General features: G+C 64.7%; 23 protein-coding genes. 19 read left to right on the top strand and 4 right to left on the bottom strand.

The genetic code is table 11. The features are described 5' to 3' along the window. From urtE to AC1RRT_RS05190, 13 genes are all read left to right on the top strand, one after another. Positions 1 to 696, top strand: coding sequence for an urea ABC transporter ATP-binding subunit UrtE (urtE, locus tag AC1RRT_RS05250; protein ID WP_493012727.1), 696 nt, complete (start codon positions 1 to 3; stop codon positions 694 to 696). Positions 697 to 730: 34 nt separating this feature from the next. Beyond that, positions 731 to 1,033: an urease subunit gamma gene (locus AC1RRT_RS05245; RefSeq protein WP_493012726.1), complete on the top strand. Its 303-nt coding sequence runs from the start codon at positions 731 to 733 to the stop codon at positions 1,031 to 1,033. 132 nt (positions 1,034 to 1,165) lie between these two features. Beyond that, a complete protein-coding gene (locus tag AC1RRT_RS05240) occupies positions 1,166 to 1,471 on the top strand; it encodes an urease subunit beta (RefSeq protein ID WP_493015138.1) in 306 nt (101 codons plus the stop codon). Positions 1,472 to 1,483: 12 nt separating this feature from the next. Beyond that, entirely contained in the window at positions 1,484 to 3,247 is a 1,764-nt protein-coding gene (gene ureC, locus AC1RRT_RS05235; RefSeq protein WP_493012725.1) for an urease subunit alpha, read from the top strand. Positions 3,248 to 3,378: 131 nt separating this feature from the next. Beyond that, positions 3,379 to 3,951 (top strand): urease accessory protein UreE, encoded by a 573-nt coding sequence (locus AC1RRT_RS05230; protein ID WP_493012724.1) that lies wholly within the window; start codon positions 3,379 to 3,381, stop codon positions 3,949 to 3,951. Next, complete coding sequence (locus AC1RRT_RS05225) at positions 3,929 to 4,615, top strand: urease accessory protein UreF (protein WP_493012723.1); 687 nt, start codon at positions 3,929 to 3,931, stop codon at positions 4,613 to 4,615. The genes AC1RRT_RS05230 and AC1RRT_RS05225 overlap by 23 nt, the downstream gene beginning before the upstream one ends. Then, positions 4,612 to 5,226 (top strand): urease accessory protein UreG, encoded by a 615-nt coding sequence (gene ureG / locus AC1RRT_RS05220; protein WP_493012722.1) that lies wholly within the window; start codon positions 4,612 to 4,614, stop codon positions 5,224 to 5,226. The genes AC1RRT_RS05225 and ureG overlap by 4 nt, the downstream gene beginning before the upstream one ends. 69 nt (positions 5,227 to 5,295) lie before the next feature. Beyond that, complete coding sequence (locus AC1RRT_RS05215; protein ID WP_493015136.1) at positions 5,296 to 5,433, top strand: hypothetical protein; 138 nt, start codon at positions 5,296 to 5,298, stop codon at positions 5,431 to 5,433. Positions 5,434 to 5,517: 84 nt separating this feature from the next. After that, the gene (locus AC1RRT_RS05210; protein ID WP_493012721.1) at positions 5,518 to 6,174 is read left to right on the top strand and encodes a bifunctional 4-hydroxy-2-oxoglutarate aldolase/2-dehydro-3-deoxy-phosphogluconate aldolase; all 657 of its coding nucleotides are present in this window, start codon (positions 5,518 to 5,520) and stop codon (positions 6,172 to 6,174) included. A 2-nt stretch (positions 6,175 to 6,176) separates the two neighbouring features. Beyond that, positions 6,177 to 6,431 (top strand): DUF1272 domain-containing protein, encoded by a 255-nt coding sequence (locus tag AC1RRT_RS05205; RefSeq protein ID WP_493012720.1) that lies wholly within the window; start codon positions 6,177 to 6,179, stop codon positions 6,429 to 6,431. Positions 6,432 to 6,433: 2 nt separating this feature from the next. Beyond that, positions 6,434 to 7,918 (top strand): glycerol kinase GlpK, encoded by a 1,485-nt coding sequence (gene glpK / locus AC1RRT_RS05200; RefSeq protein ID WP_493012719.1) that lies wholly within the window; start codon positions 6,434 to 6,436, stop codon positions 7,916 to 7,918. Continuing rightward, entirely contained in the window at positions 7,915 to 8,886 is a 972-nt protein-coding gene (locus AC1RRT_RS05195) for a dienelactone hydrolase family protein (protein ID WP_493012718.1), read from the top strand. The genes glpK and AC1RRT_RS05195 overlap by 4 nt, the downstream gene beginning before the upstream one ends. A 198-nt stretch (positions 8,887 to 9,084) precedes the next feature. Then, the gene (locus AC1RRT_RS05190; RefSeq protein ID WP_493012717.1) at positions 9,085 to 9,948 is read left to right on the top strand and encodes a flagellin; all 864 of its coding nucleotides are present in this window, start codon (positions 9,085 to 9,087) and stop codon (positions 9,946 to 9,948) included. 11 nt (positions 9,949 to 9,959) lie between these two features. On the opposite strand, the gene AC1RRT_RS05185 is transcribed toward AC1RRT_RS05190, so the two are convergent. Next, complete coding sequence (locus AC1RRT_RS05185; protein ID WP_493012716.1) at positions 9,960 to 10,385, bottom strand: hypothetical protein; 426 nt, start codon at positions 10,383 to 10,385, stop codon at positions 9,960 to 9,962. Between the two features lie 154 nt (positions 10,386 to 10,539). Between AC1RRT_RS05185 and AC1RRT_RS05180 the strand changes: the two genes are divergently transcribed. The 6 genes from AC1RRT_RS05180 to AC1RRT_RS05155 all read left to right on the top strand — a co-directional run bounded on the left by AC1RRT_RS05180 (position 10,540) and on the right by AC1RRT_RS05155 (position 16,355). Further along, complete coding sequence (locus tag AC1RRT_RS05180) at positions 10,540 to 11,046, top strand: hypothetical protein (protein WP_493012715.1); 507 nt, start codon at positions 10,540 to 10,542, stop codon at positions 11,044 to 11,046. A gap of 410 nt (positions 11,047 to 11,456) precedes the next feature. Beyond that, the gene (locus AC1RRT_RS05175; protein WP_493012714.1) at positions 11,457 to 12,014 is read left to right on the top strand and encodes a F0F1 ATP synthase subunit delta; all 558 of its coding nucleotides are present in this window, start codon (positions 11,457 to 11,459) and stop codon (positions 12,012 to 12,014) included. Continuing rightward, positions 12,014 to 13,540, top strand: a complete 1,527-nt coding sequence (atpA, locus tag AC1RRT_RS05170; protein WP_493012713.1) for a F0F1 ATP synthase subunit alpha — start codon at positions 12,014 to 12,016, stop codon at positions 13,538 to 13,540. Before AC1RRT_RS05175 ends, atpA begins: the two co-directional genes overlap by 1 nt. A gap of 25 nt (positions 13,541 to 13,565) precedes the next feature. Next, positions 13,566 to 14,459, top strand: a complete 894-nt coding sequence (locus AC1RRT_RS05165; protein ID WP_493012712.1) for a F0F1 ATP synthase subunit gamma — start codon at positions 13,566 to 13,568, stop codon at positions 14,457 to 14,459. 45 nt (positions 14,460 to 14,504) lie between these two features. After that, positions 14,505 to 15,929, top strand: coding sequence for a F0F1 ATP synthase subunit beta (atpD, locus tag AC1RRT_RS05160; protein WP_493012711.1), 1,425 nt, complete (start codon positions 14,505 to 14,507; stop codon positions 15,927 to 15,929). Between the two features lie 24 nt (positions 15,930 to 15,953). Then, entirely contained in the window at positions 15,954 to 16,355 is a 402-nt protein-coding gene (locus tag AC1RRT_RS05155) for a F0F1 ATP synthase subunit epsilon (protein ID WP_493012710.1), read from the top strand. 52 nt (positions 16,356 to 16,407) lie between these two features. Here AC1RRT_RS05155 and bluB read toward each other — a convergent pair whose 3' ends face one another. The 3 genes from bluB to thiC form a co-directional block, all read right to left on the bottom strand. After that, positions 16,408 to 17,106 carry a 5,6-dimethylbenzimidazole synthase gene (bluB, locus tag AC1RRT_RS05150; RefSeq protein WP_493012709.1) on the bottom strand — a complete coding sequence of 233 codons (699 nt, stop codon included), beginning with the start codon at positions 17,104 to 17,106 and terminating at the stop codon, positions 16,408 to 16,410. Next, entirely contained in the window at positions 17,067 to 18,080 is a 1,014-nt protein-coding gene (locus AC1RRT_RS05145; RefSeq protein ID WP_493012708.1) for a TIM44-like domain-containing protein, read from the bottom strand. The genes bluB and AC1RRT_RS05145 overlap by 40 nt, the downstream gene beginning before the upstream one ends. 103 nt (positions 18,081 to 18,183) lie before the next feature. Beyond that, positions 18,184 to 19,992 carry a phosphomethylpyrimidine synthase ThiC gene (gene thiC / locus AC1RRT_RS05140; protein ID WP_493012707.1) on the bottom strand — a complete coding sequence of 603 codons (1,809 nt, stop codon included), beginning with the start codon at positions 19,990 to 19,992 and terminating at the stop codon, positions 18,184 to 18,186. Positions 19,993 to 20,263: the final 271 nt, after the last annotated feature.

The following is a 20,263-nucleotide window of genomic DNA, read 5'->3' as shown; positions in this document are numbered from 1 at the left end:
ATGCTGCAGGCCGAAGGTCTCAATCTCTATTACGGCGCCAGCCATGCGCTGCGCGATGTCGGCGTCACCGCCGAGCCGGGCAAGATCACCTGTGTGCTGGGCCGCAATGGCGTGGGCAAGACCTCTCTGATGCGGGCACTGGTCGGCCTGCAGTCGGTGCGGTCAGGCAAGATCATGTGGGAAGGCCATGATATCTCCGGGCTGAAGCCGCATGAGCGCGCCCGGCGCGGCATCGCCATGGTTCCACAGGGCCGTGAGATTTTCCCGCGCCTCACGGTCTATGAGAATCTGGAAACCGGCCTGGCGCCGCTGCCGCGCGCCGAGCGTCGGATCGAGGACGAAATCTTCGCGCTGTTCCCGGTGCTGCACGAGATGCGCAACCGGCGCGGCGGCGATCTTTCGGGGGGACAGCAGCAGCAACTGGCGATTGCGCGGGCCTTGGTCACGCGTCCCCGGTTGCTGCTGCTGGACGAACCGACCGAGGGCATCCAGCCCTCGATCATCAAGGATATCGGCCGGGTCATCCGCGAGCTGGCGGATCGCGGCACCATGGCCATTGTGCTGGTCGAGCAGTATTTCGACTTCGCCAGGGCGCTTACCGACCGCTTCATCCTGCTGCAGCGCGGCGAGGTTGTCGTGGCGGGCGATGCCGCAAGGCTGGATGCCGACGACGTCCGCCGCTATCTTACCGTCTGATCGTTTTCTGCTGTAGCTGGGGAGGGGGAGCGGCATGAATCTGACGCCCCGCGAAAAGGACAAACTGCTGGTCGCCATGGCGGCCACCGTGGCGCGCCGCCGGCTGGAACGCGGCGTGAAGCTCAATCACCCCGAAGCCGTGGCCCTGATCACCGATTTCGTGGTCGAAGGCGCCCGCGACGGTCGCAGCGTCGCCGACCTGATGCAGGCCGGCGCCACCGTCATCACCCGCGCGCAGGTGATGGATGGCATCCCGGAGATGATCCACGAGATCCAGGTCGAAGCCACCTTCCCCGACGGCACCAAGCTGGTGACCGTGCATAACCCGATCCGGTGATGGCTGCTTTTTCACACACCTCCCATTTGTCATGCTCGGGCTTGGCCCGAGCATCCACGCGTTCCTTTTTTAATGACTCGTGGATGCCACGGCCAAGCCGTGGCATGACGGGTTTGGGAAACGGAGATGCCCATGATCCCCGGTGAAATCATCACGGCTGATGGCGAGATCGAACTGAATGCCGGCCGGCCCACCGTGACCCTGGAGATCGCCAATACCGGCGACCGGCCGATCCAGGTCGGCAGCCATTACCATTTCTTCGAGACCAATCCGGCGCTGAAATTCGATCGCGACAAGGCGCGTGGCATGCGGCTCAACATCGCCGCCGGCACCGCCGTACGCTTCGAGCCGGGTCAGACCCGCAGCGTCGAACTGGTGAGCTTTGCCGGCAAGCGCGAGGTCTATGGATTCCGCGCGACCGTCATGGGCAAGCTGTAAGGGGATCAAGCAATGGCAAACCGCATTCCCCGCAAGGCCTATGCCGGCATGTACGGCCCCACCGTGGGCGACAAGGTGCGGCTGGCCGATACCGATATCATCATCGAGGTGGAGAAGGACTTCACCTCGATGCCGCCGACCGCCAAGGCCGGGCAGGGCGGATACAGCGCCAACACCCCGCTCTATGGCGAGGAAGTGAAGTTCGGCGGCGGCAAGGTGATCCGCGACGGCATGGGCCAGAGCCAGATCACCAACGCGGCCGGCGCGGTCGACACCGTGATCACCAATGCGCTGATCCTCGATCACTGGGGCATCGTGAAGGCCGATATCGGCCTCAAGAACGGCCGTATCGCCGCCATCGGCAAGGCTGGTAACCCCGATATCCAGTCTGGCATCGACATCATCATCGGCCCGGGCACCGAGGCGATTGCGGGCGAAGGCAAGATCATCACCGCCGGCGGCTTTGATGCCCATATCCATTTCATCTGCCCGCAGCAGATCGAGGAGGCGCTCTATTCCGGCGTCACCACCATGATGGGCGGCGGCACCGGGCCGGCGGCGGGCACCTCGGCCACCACCTGCACGCCGGGTCCGTTCCACATCATGCGCATGCTGCAGGCGGCCGAAGCCTTTCCCATGAATATCGGCCTGCTCGGCAAGGGCAATGCCTCGCAGCCGGATGGCCTGGTCGAGCAGATCGCTGCCGGTGTCTGTGGCCTGAAGCTGCATGAAGACTGGGGCACGACGCCGGCTGCCATCGACAACTGCCTCACCGTCGCCGAGCAGTATGACATCCAGGTGGCGATCCATACCGATACGCTGAACGAAAGTGGCTTCGTCGAGGACACGATTGCCGCCTTCAAGCATCGCACTATTCATGCCTTCCATACCGAAGGCGCGGGCGGCGGCCATGCGCCAGATATCATCAAGGTCGCCGGCCTGGCCAATGTGCTGCCCAGCTCGACCAACCCGACCATGCCCTACACGGTGAATACCGTGGACGAGCATCTCGACATGCTGATGGTCTGCCATCATCTCGATCCGCGCATCCCCGAAGACGTAGCCTTCGCCGATAGCCGCATCCGGCGCGAGACCATTGCCGCCGAAGACATCCTGCATGACTTGGGCGCGTTTTCGATGATGTCGTCCGACAGCCAGGCCATGGGCCGGGTGGGCGAGGTGATCATCCGCACCTGGCAGACCGCCGACAAGATGAAGAAGCAGCGCGGCCGTCTGCCCGAGGAGAAGGGCGACAATGACAATGTGCGCGCTAAGCGCTACATCGCCAAATACACCATCAATCCGGCGCTCAGCCACGGCGTGGCGCATGAGATCGGTTCGGTGGAAGTCGGCAAGTTCGCCGATCTGGTGATCTGGTCGCCGGCCTTCTTCGGCGTGAAGCCCGACATGATCCTGAAGGGCGGCAGCATTGCCGCCGCGCCGATGGGCGATCCCAATGCCTCGATCCCGACGCCGCAGCCGGTGCATTACCGTCCGATGTTTGCCAGCTTCGGCCGCAACATGACGCAGTCGAGCCTGCTGTTCGTCAGCGAGGCCGGCCTGCAGAACGACATCGCCACCAAATTCGGCCTGCAGCGGCCGATGGTCGCCGTCAAGGGCACGCGCACGGTGACCAAGAAGGACATGGTGCATAACGCCTACATGCCGGTGATCGAGGTCGACACGGAAACTTACGTGGTGCGCGCCGACGGCAAGCTGCTGACCTGCGAGCCGGCCAAGGAACTGGCCATGGCGCAGCGCTATTTCCTGTTCTGATGCCTATCGGACGCACCCGTTCACAAAACCCGTCATGCCACGGCTTGGCCGTGGCATCCACGAGTGACATTTTAAAACAACACGTGGATGCCACGTCTAAAGCGTGGCATGACGCATAAATGTTAAAGGCAATGTCCGTCATATCATCTAGTCGCTGGCCGGCAAACGAGCGCAAGGCCACCGTCACGCTCGCGCATCATGACCGCCATCGCCGCCGCATTCGTTTGACGGCCGATGACGGCACGGCGTTTCTGCTTGATCTGGCCGAAGCCACGGTGCTGCGACATGGCGACGGGCTGAAGCTGGAGAGTGGCGGCTATATCGAGGTGCAGGCGGCGCCCGAGCCATTGATCGAGGTGCGTGCGCCCTCGGCGCAACTGCTGGCGCGGCTGGCCTGGCATCTGGGCAACCGGCATCTGCCGGCTGAAATTCGCGCCGATTGCATCCTGATCCGCGACGATCATGTCATCGTCGACATGCTGAAAGGTCTCGGCGCGCAGGTGCAGGCGGTGAATGCACCCTTCGATCCCGAAGGCGGCGCCTACGGCCAGCATAACCACGATCCCTCGCATCCCTTCGGTCTCGGGTCGCGCTATGGCCAGCACGGGCATGGCCACGGTCATGCGCATTCGCATGCCGACGATCCCGGCCACGAGCATGACCCCAATCACGCTCATAGCCATGACCACGACCACAAGCACTGATCTTTATCGCCTGATGGCCTGGTTCTCGCCGAGCTATCCGATCGGCGCGTTCTCCTACAGCCATGGCATCGAATACGCCGTCGAAACCGGCCGCGTGAAAACCGCCGCGGATCTGTCGCAATGGATCGGCCATATCCTGCGCCATGGTGCTGGCTGGGTCGATGCAGTGCTGCTGAAGGACGCGCATGCTGCGATCCATGACATGGATCGGCTGGATGAGCTCTGCGATCTGGCCGCCGCCTGGCGCGGCACGGCCGAGATGGCGCTGGAAAGCGGCCAGCAGGGCGGCTCTTTCGTCACTGTCACCCGTGCCGCCTGGGGGCATGAAACGCTCGACGCTTTCGCCGCCCGTCGTGCCGGCAAGCCGATCCCGTTGAGCATCGCCATCGGCGTCGCATCGGCCGCGCATAATCTCGATGTCGCCAGCGTGCTGGCGGCCTATCTGCATGCCTTCGCCGCCAACCTGGTCTCGGCCGCCGTGCGCCTCATTCCCTTGGGCCAGACCGATGGCCAGCGCACGCTGCATGCCCTGATGCCGGTGGTCGATGAGATTGTGCCTTGCGCGCTAGCCTGTGCGCTGGAAGACTGTGGCACTGCGGCCCCGATGATCGACTTAACATCAATGCTGCATGAAACCCAGTATACGAGGCTGTTCCGCTCATGAGTTCATCGAACCCCCTCCGCGTCGGCATCGGTGGCCCTGTCGGGTCGGGCAAGACCGCGCTGGTCGAGCGGCTCTGCCGTCATTTGCGCGATGACTGGAACATCGCCGTCGTCACCAACGACATCTACACCAAGGAAGACGCCGAATTCCTCACCCGCGCTGGCGCGCTCGATCCGGCGCGCATCGCCGGTGTCGAGACCGGCGGCTGCCCGCATACGGCCATCCGCGAGGATGCGTCGATCAACCTGGCCGCCGTGGCCGACATGCAGCAGCGCTTCCCCGGTCTCGACGTGATCTTCGTTGAAAGCGGCGGCGACAACCTAGCGGCCACCTTCTCGCCGGAGCTGGCCGACATCACCATCTACGTGATCGACGTTTCAGCCGGCGACAAGATTCCGCGCAAGGGCGGCCCCGGCATCACGCGCTCGGACCTGCTGGTGATCAACAAGATCGACCTCGCGCCGCTGGTCGGCGCCTCGCTGGACGTGATGGATCGCGACTCGAAAAAGATGCGTGGGCAGCGCCCCTTCATCTTTGCCAATCTCAAGGCGGAAAAAGGCGTGGCCGAGATCGCTGACTTCATCCTGAAAAGCGGCGGCCTGAAGGAATAGGCGATGTCGAAGCCGGTATTCTCGGGCTTGTTCAGTGCCAGCGGGCGTCGAAACTGAAAGTCATATTTCCTGCTGATTATCCCTTTCGTTGGCCATATCCTGTGGGTTGCCCTGTTCCTCATTCCCGGCACGCGCGGCCCCAACCGTTACGGGCCCGATCCGCTAGCGCCGCTGGCGCCGCCGGAGTCGGCGCCTCTGCCAGTTTAAGGCAGTAGCTTTCCCCCGTTCGCCCCGGCTATCCTTCCAAAAAACAACGGCCAAAAAGAGTGGCCAAAAAGAGTGGGAGGAATCATGCCGGATAAGAGTGCAGAGCGCAGCGTGGCCCTGGATGCGATCCTGGGGCAGGTTCCCGTCATTCCGGTGCTGGTGATCGAGGATGTCGCCGCCGCCGTGCCGCTGGCGAAAGCGCTGGTGGCGGGCGGCGTCACCGTGCTCGAGATCACCCTGCGCTCGGCCGCGGCGCTGGATGCCATCAAGCGCATCGCCGCCGAGGTGCCCGAGGCCAGGGTCGGCGCCGGCACGGTGCTCAATCCCGCGCAGTTCGCCGCCGTGCAGCTTGCCGGCGCGCAGTTCGTCATCAGCCCTGGCGCGACCGAGGCGCTGTACTTCACGGCCAAGGATACCGGCCTGCCATTCCTGCCCGGCGTGGCCACCGCCAGCGACGTGATGCGGGCGATGGAGCATGGCTTCAATCGCGCCAAGTTCTTCCCCGCCGAAAGCAGCGGCGGCATCCCAGCACTCAAGAGCCTGCACGGGCCTTTCCCGGAGATGCGCTTCTGCCCGACCGGCGGCATCACCGAGGCCAACCTGCGCAGCTATACGTCCTTGCCCAATGTCTTCGCCGCCGGCGGCAGCTGGCTGGCACCGAAGGACAAGGTGGCGGCCAAGGACTGGGCCGCGATCACCGGCATCGCCAAAAAGGCCATCGCCACCGCAAAAGGTCTCTGATCATGCTCGAGCTGCGCCCGAACTGCGAATGCTGCAACACCGATCTCGCGCCCGACGCGGCCAATGCCGTGATCTGCACCTTCGAATGCACCTTCTGCCGTGACTGCGCCGATAACACGCTGAAGGGCATCTGCCCCAATTGCGGCGGCAACCTGGTCGCACGCCCGATCCGCCCGGCGGGCAAGCTGGCGAAATTCCCGGCCAGCACCAAACGCGTGTTCAAGGCTGAGGGCTGCGCTTCCGCCGCTGCAGAGTAATCATGACCAAATACGTTCTCGCCATCGACCAGGGCACGACCTCCAGCCGCGCCATCGTCTTCGACACCTCGGGCCTGCCGGTCGCCACCGCGCAGAAGGAACTGACCCAGCATTATCCGGCCGATGGCTGGGTCGAGCATGACGCCGAGGAGATCTGGCGCGACGTGCAGAGCGTGATGCGCGAGGCCGTCGCCAAGGCCAATCTGCGCGGCACCGACATCGCCGCCATCGGCATTACGAATCAGCGCGAAACCACGGTGATCTGGGAACGCAGCAGCGGCCGGCCGATCCACCATGCCATCGTCTGGCAGGATCGCCGTACGGCCGAGATCTGCCGCCGCAAGCGCGAGGATGGCGCCGGCAGCCTGGTGCAGAAAAAGACCGGCCTGCTGATCGACAGCTATTTCTCCGCCACCAAGATCGCCTGGCTGCTCGATCATGTGCCGGGTGCGCGGGCGCGGGCGGAGAAGGGCGAGCTCTGCTTCGGCACCATCGATTCATTCCTTCTGTTCCGCCTGACGGCCGGCCAGGTCCATGCCACCGACGCGACCAACGCCTCGCGCACCATGCTGTTCGATATCACCACGCAGGACTGGGACGACACGCTGCTGCAGCTCTTCAATGTGCCACGCGCGCTGCTGCCGGTGGTGCAGGACTGCAGCGGCGAATTCGGCATCGCGACCGCCGACACGCTCGGCCATGCCATTCCGGTCACCGGCATCGCCGGCGACCAGCAGGCCGCCACGTTTGGGCAAGCGTGTTTTCAGCCTGGCATGATCAAATCCACCTACGGCACCGGCTGCTTCGCGCTGGTCAATATCGGCGCCAAGCCCGTGCTGTCGAACAACCGCCTGCTCACCACGGTGGCCTATCGCCTCAACGGCCGGGTCACTTACGCCCTGGAAGGCTCGATCTTCGTCGCCGGCGCCGCCGTGAAATGGTTGCGCGATGGCCTGCAGATCGTCGGCAGCGCCGCCGAGACCGCGACGCTCGCCGCCGCCGCGCCGGAGCATCATGGCGTCTATCTGGTGCCGGCCTTCGTCGGCCTGGGCGCGCCCTATTGGGACCCGGATGCGCGCGCCGCCCTGCTCGGCATGACGCTCGATACCGGCCGCAGTCATGTCGCGCGTGCCACTCTGGAATCGGTCGCCTACCAGACCCGCGACCTGACGGCGGCGATGAAATCCGACGGCGCGCCGGCGCCGGCCGCCATCCGCGTCGATGGCGGCATGGTCGCCAATGACTGGCTCTGCCAGTTCCTCGCCGACATGCTGAATGTCGCGGTCGAACGCCCGCGGGTGATCGAGACCACGGCGCTGGGCGCGGCCTATCTCGCCGGGCTCGCCGTCGGCGTCTATGCCGGGCTTGATGCGGTGGCCTATGGCTGGCATTGTGAACGTCGCTTCGAGCCGCGCATGAATGCGGTCACGCGCGGCCAGCTTTACGAGGGCTGGAAAAAGGCCGTGCAGCGCGTGCTGACCAAATGAAGGCGGTTGCGCTCGGGCTGCTGCTTCTGCTGACGGCCTGCGCGCAGCACAAATCATCCAGCTTCAATGGTGAAAAGGTCACCTGGGAAAGCGTCGCCTGCACCGGCCAGCCGGTGATCTGCAACCGCATGGCGGCCACCGGCTATTTCTTCGCACAAGCCAATGCCAAAGCCGCCGTGCTGGTCACCCATGGCTCGCAGGGGCTGGATGCGCGCCTGTTCGAATATGTCGACAGCCTGCGCGCCGCCGGCTTCGCCGCGCTGGTGATCGACCATTGGACGCCACGCGACGTCACGGTGACGCATCACGACTATGTCGCCGCCTCGCTGAAGGGCGCCAACGAGTTCAACATGGCCTTCGACAGCCTAACGGCGGCGGCCTGGCTGCGGGCGCGCGGTTTCGACAAGGTTGGCAGCATCGGCGAATCCCAGGGCGGCGCCGGCGCCATCATGCTGACCCAGAGATGGGCGCATGAGCAGGTCGACCGCAATATGACGCGGCTCTACGGCCGGCCGTTCACGGCCAAGCCCTTCGATGCGGTGGTCGGCCTCTACGGCTATTGCGGCCTCCGCCATGCGGTGCGCGATGCCTATCTGCCCACGCCCTTCCTGTTCATCACCGGTGCCGGGGATGACGAGACGCCGAGCCGCTACTGCGAGCGCTATGTGCCCTGGATGAATGCGCGCGGTGGCCGGGCCAGCATCCTGGTGCTGCCCGGCGTCGGCCACAGCTTCGATGCGCCTTATACGCGCCGCCTCAACACCACCGGGCCGCATTACGCCAACTGCGACATCCTCATCGAGGCCGACCGCATGACCGAGCTGAACAGTGGCCGGACCATGCCGGGTCAGGATGTGCGGGCGCTGATGGCGACCTGCGTCGGCACCCGCTATCACAGCGGCTATGTCGGCGACCGCTTCGTCGCCGTGCCGCACTGGACCGGCTTCTTCCGCCAGCAGCTTCTGTAAGGCCCGGCGTTTACCATTGCCCTTTACCATCGTGCTTAACCATGGTGCGCCGGAAACATCACGCATCCGTGTTTTTGCGATTGCGCAACGGCGCCCCGGTCAGCTAGAAATTCAAGCAACGGCGCGAGAAACGCGGCGTTGCGGGCCGAAGGCCTGCCCTGAAAACCCGAATGATGGGCCGCAGAACGCGGTGCGATCATGGCGAATACAGTTAATACAAATGGCGGTGCGTTAACCGCCCTGTCGTCGCTGCGCAGCGGCACGATCTCGCTCAACTTCACCGCCAAGCGTGTGCAGACCGGATTCCGCGTGGCCGATGCCAGCGACGATGCCGCGATCTATGCCGCCGCCCAGGGCGTGCGCAGCAACATCAAGGCCTATGCCTCGGTGCAGTCCTCGCTGTCGGGCGGCATCGCGCTGGGCGACGTGACCATGGCGGCGATCCAGAGCATTTATAAGGTGGTGGGCGAGATCCGCGCCAAGATCGCCAACCTGGCCGACGGCTCGCTGGCGGTGGCGCAGCAGGATGTCTATCGCAGCGACATCGGCAAGCTGATCGAGCAGGTCAACAACTACATCGACCAGGCCAAATACAACGGCAAGAACATCCTGGCCGGCGATGCGCGCGCGACGCCGCTGAATTTCGTCGCCGATGTTGGCGGCTCGCTGCTGACTTATTCCACGCCGCACCAGCTCGACTGGGATGCCGACCAGTTCCTCGGGCCCAATATCCTGTTCCCCGATCCCAACGACGTGACCGAGAACGTCAACAAGTCGCCGCCCGACATCGCCACGGCGCTCATCGGCCTGCAATCCTTCGAGGACCGCCTGCTGGAAACGAGTCAGAATGTCTCGGCGCAGAAGCGCGCGATGGAGCAGCAGCGCGACTTCGTCAACAACATGGTCGATTCCATCACGGTGGCGCTCGGCGCGCTGGTGAATGCCGACATGGCCGCCGACAGCGCCGACCTGCAGTCCAAGCAGGTGGCGCAGCAGCTCACCATCCAGTCGCTCGGCCTGGCCAACCAGCAGCCCAGCGTGCTGCTCACCCTGCTGCGCTAACTCGCCCCTCTTCAGCTCGCCACGTAAATCAGCAGCACGCTGCTGCCGAAGCCGAGCAGGATGCAGGCCAGGCCATAGGCGGCGTACCAGCCGCGGCGCTGTGGCATCAGGCGCGTGGTCAGGCTGAACAGCAGCACCGCCGCCACCAGCACGCTGCCGGGCACGGCTTTCGCCGGCCGCACGACATAGGGGCCATAATGCTCCAGCAGGCCGGGCGAGAACTGCTCGCCGATACCCAGGGCAATCGTGATCAGCAAGGGAAGCAGCGCCAGCAGGCCGGCGCTGCGCGCCGCCCAGAATTTCCACGGGTCGCGCGGATCAGCGACGCGATGCCGCCGCGAGACATACAGTCCGATCAGCGCGATCACGATCAGGGTCAGCCCGCCGATCAGGCTGGGCCGGCCGATATAGACCAGGATGGGCCAGAGCTCGCTCATGTCTCTCCATCAGCGTCGCGTCCTTTCTAGATTGGGTCGGCCGCCCGGACTGCCAAGGCGGCCGGGCGTGACCATTTGTTCTTTAAATGTTCCATTTTTCATGATAAGATGGCTGCCGGTCCCATACAATCTGGAAGACGGGAAAGGCATCGGCATGAGCGATGATCCTAATGATATGATTTTAAAGGAAAAAACTGAAAAACGCCGGCAGATCGACTGGCAGGCTGCCGCTGCATTGCTGGCGCGTGGCCTCGCGGTGGAGACGGCGGCCGGACAGCTGGGCTGTCCCCCCTCGGTGCTGCGTCGGAATCTGAAGCGCTCGCCCAGCTTCCGCAGGCGTATCGAACATGCGGCCGAGGAACAGCGGCTGCTGGCCCAGTTGCGTTTCATGGCGCTGGGCGAGCATGCAGTGCTGCATCTGCAGCAGGCGGAAAAGCTGGATGCCCGCACCCTGCAATGGCTGGGCGCGCAGGTCGGACTGGAGCGTCTGGGACCCAGGCTGGAAGGCGACATCGCCGCCCGCTGGGAGGTGGCGCTGGGCCTGAAACCCAAGGCGGCGGTGGCAGTGCCTGCGCCCAAGAAGCCGGGTGAGCTGGATTACTACACGCATGCCGAACTGGACGCGATGCTGGCCGAGGTGCGCGAGGGAAGGGAGGATTGATGGCGCGGGCTGGCGGGGCTTGGTCGAAATTGGCACGAATTGGTCAGGGTTGGCGTGGATTGGCTCGAATTGGCATGGTCGCTGGCGGGCCTTGGCTGATACTGGCTGGTTTTGCGCATTTTCCGTGCGTAAAGCGCACGGCTTATGATCGTGCAGGTAACGCCCCCAGACCAGATTGCGCACTGCGACAAAAGGCTTGCGCCATGCGGCCGGTCGGGCTGTTGCGCCCCCCAGACCCGTATGCTAGTTAAACGCGGCTTTCGCGCCGGGGGGGCCGTTAAAAAGCTATAGCTTCCCCGAAAATTCCTTAAGTCGTGCAAGGTCTTAAGCGGTGCGTCGCAGGGCAGGTCGGAGTTCTCCGGTCGAGTCCCGCCCGACAGCGCCGGTCCTATTGAGAAGAAGGGTCGTTCGTGGCTGAAACTACGCTCGTCTCCGGCATTGCCGGCCGCTATGCGACTGCGCTGTTCGATCTGGCGCGCGATGCGAGCCAGCTTGATGCCGTCGCCAAGGATCTCGATGCTCTCGCCGGCATGCTGGCGGAGTCCAAGGATCTCGTCCGTCTGGTGCGCTCGCCGGCCTTCAGCCGCGAAGACCAGGCCAAGGCCATCGCCGCCGTCGCCGAAAAAGCCGGCCTGGGCGATCTGGTCCGCCGCTTCCTCGGCGTTGTCGCCGGCAACCGCCGCCTGTTCGCGCTCAGCGACATCATCGCGTCCTTCAAGACGCTGCTCAGCCATCATCGCGGCGAGACCGTTGCTGATGTCGTCTCGGCCGTGCCGCTGAACGACGCGCAGCTCGCCCAGATCAAGTCTTCGTTGTCGACGGCTTCCGCCGGCAATGTCGTGATCAACGCCAAGGTCGATCCCTCGCTGATCGGCGGCCTGATCGTCAAATTCGGCTCGCGCATGATCGATGCGTCGATCCAGACCAAACTCAACAGTCTCAAGACCGCCATGAAAGGTGTTGCGTGATGGATATCCGCGCCGCAGAGATTTCTGAAATCCTGAAGAGCCAGATCAAGAATTTCGGCGCCGAAGCCGAGGTTTCGGAAGTCGGTCAGGTTCTCTCCATCGGTGACGGCATCGCCCGCGTCCATGGCCTCGACAAGGTCCAGGCCGGCGAGATGGTCGAATTCCCCGGCGGCGTGAAGGGCATGGCCCTGAACCTGGAAACCGACAACGTCGGCGTCGTGATCTTCGGCGAAGATCGCGGCATCAAGGAAGGCGACACCGTCAAGCGGACCGGCGCCATCGTGGACGTTCCGGTCGGCATGGGTCTGCTGGGCCGCGTCGTCGACGCGCTGGGCAACCCGATCGACGGCAAGGGTCCGCTGAAAGACGTCAAGCGCGCCCGCGTCGAAGTGAAGGCCCCGGGCATCATCCCGCGCAAGTCGGTGCATGAGCCGATGCAGACCGGCCTGAAGGCGCTCGACGCCCTCGTGCCCGTCGGCCGTGGCCAGCGCGAACTGATCATCGGCGATCGCCAGACCGGCAAGACCGCCGTCGCGATCGATGCCATCCTGAACCAGAAGGCCACCAACACCGGCGATCAGAAGAAGAAGCTCTTCTGCATCTATGTCGCGGTCGGCCAGAAGCGCTCGACGGTTGCCCAGGTCGTGAAGACCCTGGAAGAAGCCGGCGCCATGGAATACTCGATCGTCGTGGCCGCCACCGCTTCCGAGCCGGCGCCGCTGCAGTTCCTGGCCCCGTATACCGGTTGCGCCATGGGCGAGTTCTTCCGCGACAACGGCATGCATGCCGTGATCGTGTATGACGACCTGTCCAAGCAGGCCGTTGCCTATCGCCAGATGTCGCTGCTGCTGCGCCGCCCGCCGGGCCGCGAAGCCTATCCGGGCGACGTGTTCTACATCCACTCGCGCCTGCTGGAACGCGCCGCGAAGATGTCGGACAAGAACGGCGCCGGTTCGCTCACCGCCCTGCCGGTCATCGAGACCCAGGCCGGCGACGTGTCGGCCTACATCCCGACCAACGTCATCTCGATCACCGACGGCCAGATCTTCCTGGAAACCGAACTCTTCTATAAGGGTATCCGTCCGGCCATCAACGTCGGCCTCTCGGTGTCCCGCGTCGGTTCGGCCGCGCAGATCAAGGCGATGAAGCAGGTTGCCGGCTCGATCAAGCTGGAACTCGCGCAGTATCGCGAAATGGCCGCTTTCGCCCAGTTCGGTTCGGATCTCGATCCGGCGACCCAGCGCCTGCTGAACCGCGGCGCGCGTCTGACCGAGCTGCTGAAGCAGGCCCAGTACCAGCCGCTGCCGGTCGAAGAGCAGGTCGTCTCGATCTATGCCGGCGTGAAGGGTTATCTCGACAAGCTGCCGGTCAGCAATGTCGGCCGCTTCGAGCAGACCCTGCTGAGCACCATCAAGTCCAAGCATGGCGACATTCTGTCTGGCATCCGTGAGAGCCAGGCGCTGACGCCGGACCTGGAAGGCAAACTCAAGGCCGTGCTCGAAGAGCTCGCCAAGACCTTCGCCTGAGCCGCTGAACCAAGGGTAGAGCTTCATGCCTAGCCTCAAGTCACTGCGCGTTCGGATCAACTCGGTCAAATCGACCCAGAAGATCACGAAGGCGATGAAGATGGTGGCAGCCAGCAAGCTGCGCCGCGCCCAGGAGGCCGCCGAAGCGGCGCGTCCTTATGCTGAGCGCATGGCGCAGATCATGGCGTCGCTGTCGGCTGCCCAGACGGGTTCCGACACCGCACCGAAGCTGATGATCGGCACCGGCAAGGATCAGGTTCATCTCCTGATCGTCGCCACCGCCGAACGCGGCCTCTGCGGTGCGTTCAATTCCTCGATCGTCAAGCTGGCTCGCCGCAAGATCGAAGAACTGACCGCCGCCGGCAAGACGGTGAAGATCCTCTGCGTCGGCAAGAAGGGCCGCGACCAGCTGCGTCGCGACCATGCGAGCAAGATCGCCGATACCGTCGATCTGGCCAAGGTCAAGAAGGTGGGTTTCTCTGAGGCCCAGGAGATCGCCGATCGCGTGCTGGCCATGTATGAGGCCGGCGAGTTCGACGTCGCTCACATCTTCTACAACAACTTCAAGTCGGTGATCAGCCAGATCCCGACCGTGCAGCAGCTCATCCCGGCCATGGTCGCCGGCGATGCGGCCAACGCGGCTGCGGCCCCGGACCTGCACGGCGCGATCTATGAATTCGAGCCGGACGAGGAAACCATTCTCGATCAGCTGCTGCCGCGGAACCTGTCGATGCAGGTCTACCGTGCGCTGCTGGAGAACGCGGCTTCCGAGCAGGGCGCCCGCATGTCCGCGATGGACAACGCGACGCGCAATGCCGGCGAGATGATCAAGAAACTCACGACCGTCTACAACCGGTCGCGTCAGGCCCAGATCACCAAAGAACTTATCGAAATCATCTCCGGCGCCGAGGCGGTCTAAGACCGCGCGCTGGACGAGACGGAAAAGAGAGAGCGGAGCAGCATCATGGCTACGAACAAGACGGGTCGCATTACCCAGGTCATCGGCGCGGTTGTCGACGTACAGTTCGACGGTTACCTGCCGGCGATCCTGAACGCCCTGCATTGCACCAACCAGGGCAACCATCTGGTGCTCGAAGTGGCGCAGCATCTGGGCGAACAGACCGTCCGCACCATCGCGATGGACTCGACCGACGGTCTGGTGCGCGGCATGGAAGTCACCGACACCGGCAGCGCCATCTCGGTGCCGGTTGGTCAGGAGACGCTGGGCCGCATCATCAACGTGATTGGCCAGCCGATTGACGAGCGCGGCCCGATCAACGCCAAGCATGCCGCGCCGATCCACGCGCCGGCCCCGGAATATGTTGATCAGTCGACCGAACAGAAGGTGCTGGTCACCGGCATCAAGGTCGTCGACCTGCTCGCGCCCTACTCGAAGGGCGGCAAGATCGGCCTGTTCGGCGGCGCCGGCGTCGGCAAGACCGTGCTGATCATGGAGCTGATCAACAACATCGCGAAGACGCATGGCGGCTACTCGGTGTTCGCCGGCGTGGGTGAGCGTACCCGCGAAGGCAACGATCTCTACCACGAAATGATGGAATCGGGCGTCATCAAGACCGATGGCCCGGGCTCCAAGGTCGCCCTCGTGTACGGCCAGATGAACGAGCCGCCGGGCGCCCGCGCCCGCGTCGCGCTGACCGGTCTGACCCTCGCGGAATACTTCCGCGACCAGGAAGGCCAGGACGTGCTGTTCTTCGTCGACAACATCTTCCGCTTCACCCAGGCGGGTTCGGAAATGTCGGCGCTGCTCGGCCGTATCCCGTCGGCGGTGGGTTACCAGCCGACGCTGGCCACCGACATGGGCATGCTGCAGGAGCGCATCACCTCGACCCATAAGGGCTCGATCACCTCGGTGCAGGCGATTTACGTGCCCGCCGACGATTTGACCGATCCGGCGCCCGCCACCTCGTTCGCGCACTTGGATGCGACCACCGTGCTGTCGCGCCAGATCGCCGAGCTCGGCATCTATCCGGCCGTCGATCCGCTCGACTCGACCTCGCGCATTCTCGATCCGCGCATCGTCGGCGAAGAGCATTACGACATCGCCCGCCGCGTGCAGTCGATCCTGCAGAGCTACAAGTCGCTGCAGGACATCATCGCCATCCTGGGCATGGACGAACTGTCGGAAGAAGACAAGCTGACGGTTGCCCGCGCCCGCAAGATCCAGCGCTTCCTGTCGCAGCCCTTCGACGTGGCCCAGGTGTTCACCGGCTCGCCGGGCGTGCAGGTGCCGCTGGCCGAGACGATCCGTGGCTTCAAGGAAATCGTCGAAGGCAAGCACGATCATCTGCCGGAGTCGGCCTTCTACATGGTCGGCACCATCGACGAGGCGATTGCCAAGGCGAAGAAGCTCGCGGCCGAAGCGGCCTAAGGCCTTCGCGTAAAGGAGTTGACCATGGCGGAGACCGTCAGGTTCGAACTGGTATCGCCCGAGAAGCTGCTTCTCAGCGTCGATGCCGAAATGGTGGTGGTGCCCGGTGAGGCCGGCGACTTCGGCGTCCTGCCGGGTCACAGCCCGCTGATCTCGACCATCCGCAACGGCATCATCGAAGTGACGGTGAACGGCCAGGTGGCGGAGCGCATCTTCGTCGCTGGCGGCTTTGCCGAAGTGGCGAATGACAAGCTGACCGTGCTGGCCGAAGAGGCCACGCCAGTGTCGAAGCTGGATCGTGCGAAGGTCGAAGCGGCGCTGAAGGATGCCCGCGAGGATTTCGAGGACGCCAAGGACGACCATGCCAAGGCCCGCGCCAACGCGCGCGTCGAGAAATACACCGCCATGCTCGAGGCGGCGGCGTAAGGCTCGGTCTTATAGAATTTGCAGGAACGGCGCGGCGTCAAACCCGCGCCGTTCAGCGTTTCAGGATGTGCTCGGCCACGTCGCGGCGATGTTCCCAGCCGGCGCGTTCCAGCTCGGGCGTGGCGGTCTCTTCCTCGGGCCAGCCGATGCAGAGATAGGCCACCAGCTTCCAGTCTTTATCGACATCGAGATCGCGCGTGAGGCTGTCCGGCTCGAAAATCGAGACCCAGCCAGCCCCCAGTCCCGCCGCGCGCGCCGCCAGCCAGAAGCCGTAGACCGCCATCACGGCCGAGTAGTCCAGCATCTCCGGCATGGTGCGGCGGCCGAGCCCGTGGCCCTGCGCCGTGGCCTCGTCGGCAAAGACCGCCAGATGCACCGGCGCCTCTTTCAAGCCCGCGAGTTTCAGCGAAGCATAGAGCTTCGCTTTCTCCCCACTGTAGTCGCTGAGCGCGTCCTTGTTGGCCCGCTCGAAATTGGCGATCACTTTGGCGCGGCGCTCGGGCTGTTCGACCAGCACGAAGCGCCAGGGTTGGCTGTTACCGACACTGGGCGCCAGCGCCGCTGTTTCCAGCAGCTTGGCGACCAGCTCCATCGGCACGGGCTGGTGCGGCTTGAAGCGGCGCACGTCGCGCCGCCAGGCCATCAGCTCGGCCAGCTTGCCCTGGAAAGCGTCATCGAAGACGGGCGGGGTCAGAATGGGCGCCCCCGGCCTTAGTGCAGGCTTGGCTGCTGGATGGCGCTGAGCAGCCACTTGCCATCCGGCGTGTTGCTGGCGCGCAGGAAGGTCCAGATCTCGGTGCTGCTGCCGCGTTCGGTGCGGCTGCCCTCGGCGACGCTGCCGTCGCTGCGCAGCGTGTAATCCAGGGCGCTCCAGCGCATCGCGACCGTTGCGTAGTCAAAGCCATCCTCGGACCAGGACTCGGCCAGGTCGCCCTGCTCGAGCATCACCGCCTCGACATGGTTGGTCAGGCCCTTGCTCGCCAGCAGCGACAGGTCGCGGCTGAAATAGCCGACCATCTCCGGTGTCGCATGACGACGCAGGGCTTCCAGATCGGCCTTCGACCAGGCGCTCTGAATGTCGCTCAGGGCCTGCTGGAAAGCCTCGAAATCCGTCTCGGTGATCTGCAGGGCGGTCCCGCCCGAAGCCGGCATGTCGGCCATGCGGGCCTGCGGCTGGGACTGCGCCGGCGGAATGTCGGTGACGCGGAAATCGGCCGGCGCGCCGCCTGCGGCCGCCATCTGTGGCTGCTGCGCCCCGCGCATGCTGCGGAAGATGCGCAGGCCGAGCCAGACCAGGCCGCCAATCAGCGCGACCTGCAGCAGCAGGCCAAGCACACCGGCAAAGCCCATGCCGGCGCCGCCGAAGCCGCCGCCGAACAGCATGCCGGCAATGCCGGCGCCGACCAGGCCGCCCATCATGCCAGCCATGAAGGGGTTGCGCTGGAAGAAGCCGGGCGGTTGCGCGGGTGCCGGTGCGGCCGGAGCAGGCGTGGCCTGCTGGGCCGGGCGGGGGGCGGCCTGCGCGGGCGGTGTGGCGCTGCGCTCGACCGGCGCGGCCGCGGGGGCGGTGGGGGTGGCGGGCGCCGACTGCGTGGTGCGGCTGCCGCGGCTGCCAGCACTGCTGCTGCTGCCGCCAGCCTTGGCGGCGGCGAGTGCGGGCGCCAGTGCGATGGCGAGGATAACGGCCAGCGTGGTCGCCGTGGCCATTTTGCGAATATGTGACATATGCCTACCCCTGTTTCACCCGCTCTGCCGACGGGTTCGATCCATGTAAGCAGCGGCAGCCGGCCGCGCAAGGTGCCGGCTGCCGTCTTGATGCGAAAAGCGGCTATTCCGCATGCCGATAGATTTCGCCACCATCCTTGCGGAAGCGCTCCGCCATCTCATTCATCCCAGCCTGCGCCACGTCATTCTGCTGCCGGGCGGCGTCGCGCACCTCCTGGCTGATCTTCATCGAGCAGAATTTCGGCCCGCACATCGAGCAGAAATGCGCCGTCTTGTGCGCTTCCTTCGGCAGGGTCTGGTCATGGAACTGCGCCGCCGTCTCCGGATCGAGGCCGAGATTGAACTGGTCCTCCCAGCGGAACTCGAAGCGGGCGCGAGACAATGCGTCGTCGCGTCTCGCGGCGCCCGGATGGCCCTTGGCCAGATCGGCCGCATGTGCCGCGATCTTGTAGGTCACCACGCCAACCTTCACGTCGTTGCGGTCGGGCAGGCCCAGATGCTCCTTCGGCGTCACATAGCAGAGCATGGCGCAACCATACCAGCCGATCATCGCCGCCCCGATGCCGCTGGTGATGTGGTCGTAGCCCGGCGCGATATCGGTGGTGAGCGGCCCCAGCGTATAGAAGGGTGCCTCGCCGCAGGTCTTGAGCTGCTTGTCCATGTTGGCCTTGATCTTGTGCATGGCGACATGGCCTGGCCCCTCGATCATCACCTGCACGCCCTTGGCCCAGGCGATCTTGGTCAGCTCGCCCAGCGTCTCCAGCTCGGCGAACTGCGCGGCGTCGTTGGCATCGGCAGTCGAGCCGGGCCGCAGGCCGTCGCCCAGCGAGAAGCTGATGTCGTAGGCCCGCATGATGTCGCAGATGTCTTCGAAATGCGTGTAGAGGAAATTCTCCTGGTGATGCGCCAGGCACCATTTCGCCATGATCGAACCGCCGCGCGAGACGATGCCGGTGACGCGGTTGGCGGTGAGCGGGATATAGCTCAGCCGCACACCGGCATGGATGGTGAAGTAATCCACGCCCTGCTCGGCCTGCTCGATCAGCGTGTCGCGATAGACCTCCCAGGTCAGGTCCTCGGCCTTGCCGTTCACCTTCTCCAGCGCCTGGTAGATCGGCACGGTGCCGATGGGAACGGGGGAGTTGCGCAGGATCCAGTCGCGGATGTTGTGGATGTTACGGCCCGTGGACAGGTCCATCACGGTATCGGCGCCCCAGCGGATCGCCCAGACCATCTTGTCGACTTCCTCGGCCACCGACGATGTGACGGCGGAGTTGCCGATATTGGCGTTGATCTTCACCAGGAAATTGCGGCCGATGATCATCGGCTCCAGTTCTGGGTGGTTGATGTTGCAGGGAATGATGGCGCGGCCGCGCGCGATTTCCGCGCGCACGAATTCCGGTGTCACGACATCCGGAATCTCGGCGCCGAAATCCTCGCCGTCGCGCGTCGCCAGTTCCTTGCGGGCTTCGTTCTCCCGGATAGCCACATATTCCATCTCCGGCGTGATGATGCCGCGCCGGGCGTATTCGTATTGCGTGACCGCCGCGTCGCCCTTGGCGCGCAAAGGCCGGGGATGCAGCGGGAAGGCCGGCACCGAACTGGCGCCGCCATTGTCTTCCGGCTTCACCAGGCGGCCGTCGTAGGCTTCCACGTCGCCACGCGCCAGGATCGACGCGCTGCGCCAGCGCGGCAAGCCCTTGTTGATGTCGATCTCGGCATCCGGGTCGGTATAGGGCCCGGAGGTGTCGTAGACCGGCAGCGGTGGCTCGTTGGCGGATGGATGCGTGGCGATCTCGCGATGCGGCACGCGGATGTCGGGGTGCAGGCTGCCCGACTGGTAGACCTTCACCGAGGCCGGCAGCGGACCTGTGGTGATCTTGAAGTTGGGGGCGTCGGCAAGCTTGTCCATGGGGATCTCCGTATCAACAGACGACAGGAGATCCGGGGTGTGGTGGATGTTCGCGGAATGCAGACGGCATGATCCAGCATGCGCCATACGACCGTTCCCTCCGCCGGCATGACCCGGATCAGGTTCACAAGCCCGCGACCACGGCGGAGCCGGGTAGCGGGGCTTCAGGGTCACGGCGTTGCAGGGTTTTGAATCCTGCCGGCCGAATCTCAGCGCCCTAGCGGCGCCCCCCTCGGTAAGGCGGATGGTGGCCTGAAGGACGTCCGGGGTC

This window comes from Ferrovibrio sp. GW821-FHT12B10 (genome assembly GCF_058807515.1).
The sequence above is the reverse complement of the archived record's forward strand: the minus strand, read 5'-3'. Positions and strand labels throughout refer to the sequence as shown.

Bases quoted from the DNA above. Each gene is read 5' to 3' on its own strand.
- AC1RRT_RS05195 (WP_493012718.1), top strand. From the start codon at position 7,915: ATGAAGGCGGTTGCGCTCGGGCTGCTGCTTCTGCTGACGGCCTGCGCG.
- AC1RRT_RS05205 (WP_493012720.1), top strand. From the start codon at position 6,177: ATGCTCGAGCTGCGCCCGAACTGCGAATGCTGCAACACCGATCTCGCG.
- AC1RRT_RS05145 (WP_493012708.1), bottom strand. From the start codon at position 18,080: ATGTCACATATTCGCAAAATGGCCACGGCGACCACGCTGGCCGTTATC.
- atpA (WP_493012713.1), top strand. From the start codon at position 12,014: ATGGATATCCGCGCCGCAGAGATTTCTGAAATCCTGAAGAGCCAGATC.
- ureG (WP_493012722.1), top strand. From the start codon at position 4,612: ATGAGTTCATCGAACCCCCTCCGCGTCGGCATCGGTGGCCCTGTCGGG.
- AC1RRT_RS05230 (WP_493012724.1), top strand. From the start codon at position 3,379: ATGTCCGTCATATCATCTAGTCGCTGGCCGGCAAACGAGCGCAAGGCC.
- AC1RRT_RS05225 (WP_493012723.1), top strand. From the start codon at position 3,929: ATGACCACGACCACAAGCACTGATCTTTATCGCCTGATGGCCTGGTTC.
- AC1RRT_RS05190 (WP_493012717.1), top strand. From the start codon at position 9,085: ATGGCGAATACAGTTAATACAAATGGCGGTGCGTTAACCGCCCTGTCG.
- AC1RRT_RS05240 (WP_493015138.1), top strand. From the start codon at position 1,166: ATGATCCCCGGTGAAATCATCACGGCTGATGGCGAGATCGAACTGAAT.
- urtE (WP_493012727.1), top strand. From the start codon at position 1: ATGCTGCAGGCCGAAGGTCTCAATCTCTATTACGGCGCCAGCCATGCG.
- ureC (WP_493012725.1), top strand. From the start codon at position 1,484: ATGGCAAACCGCATTCCCCGCAAGGCCTATGCCGGCATGTACGGCCCC.
- AC1RRT_RS05185 (WP_493012716.1), bottom strand. From the start codon at position 10,385: ATGAGCGAGCTCTGGCCCATCCTGGTCTATATCGGCCGGCCCAGCCTG.
- AC1RRT_RS05210 (WP_493012721.1), top strand. From the start codon at position 5,518: ATGCCGGATAAGAGTGCAGAGCGCAGCGTGGCCCTGGATGCGATCCTG.
- AC1RRT_RS05155 (WP_493012710.1), top strand. From the start codon at position 15,954: ATGGCGGAGACCGTCAGGTTCGAACTGGTATCGCCCGAGAAGCTGCTT.
- AC1RRT_RS05165 (WP_493012712.1), top strand. From the start codon at position 13,566: ATGCCTAGCCTCAAGTCACTGCGCGTTCGGATCAACTCGGTCAAATCG.
- atpD (WP_493012711.1), top strand. From the start codon at position 14,505: ATGGCTACGAACAAGACGGGTCGCATTACCCAGGTCATCGGCGCGGTT.
- glpK (WP_493012719.1), top strand. From the start codon at position 6,434: ATGACCAAATACGTTCTCGCCATCGACCAGGGCACGACCTCCAGCCGC.
- AC1RRT_RS05245 (WP_493012726.1), top strand. From the start codon at position 731: ATGAATCTGACGCCCCGCGAAAAGGACAAACTGCTGGTCGCCATGGCG.
- thiC (WP_493012707.1), bottom strand. From the start codon at position 19,992: ATGGACAAGCTTGCCGACGCCCCCAACTTCAAGATCACCACAGGTCCG.
- AC1RRT_RS05180 (WP_493012715.1), top strand. From the start codon at position 10,540: ATGAGCGATGATCCTAATGATATGATTTTAAAGGAAAAAACTGAAAAA.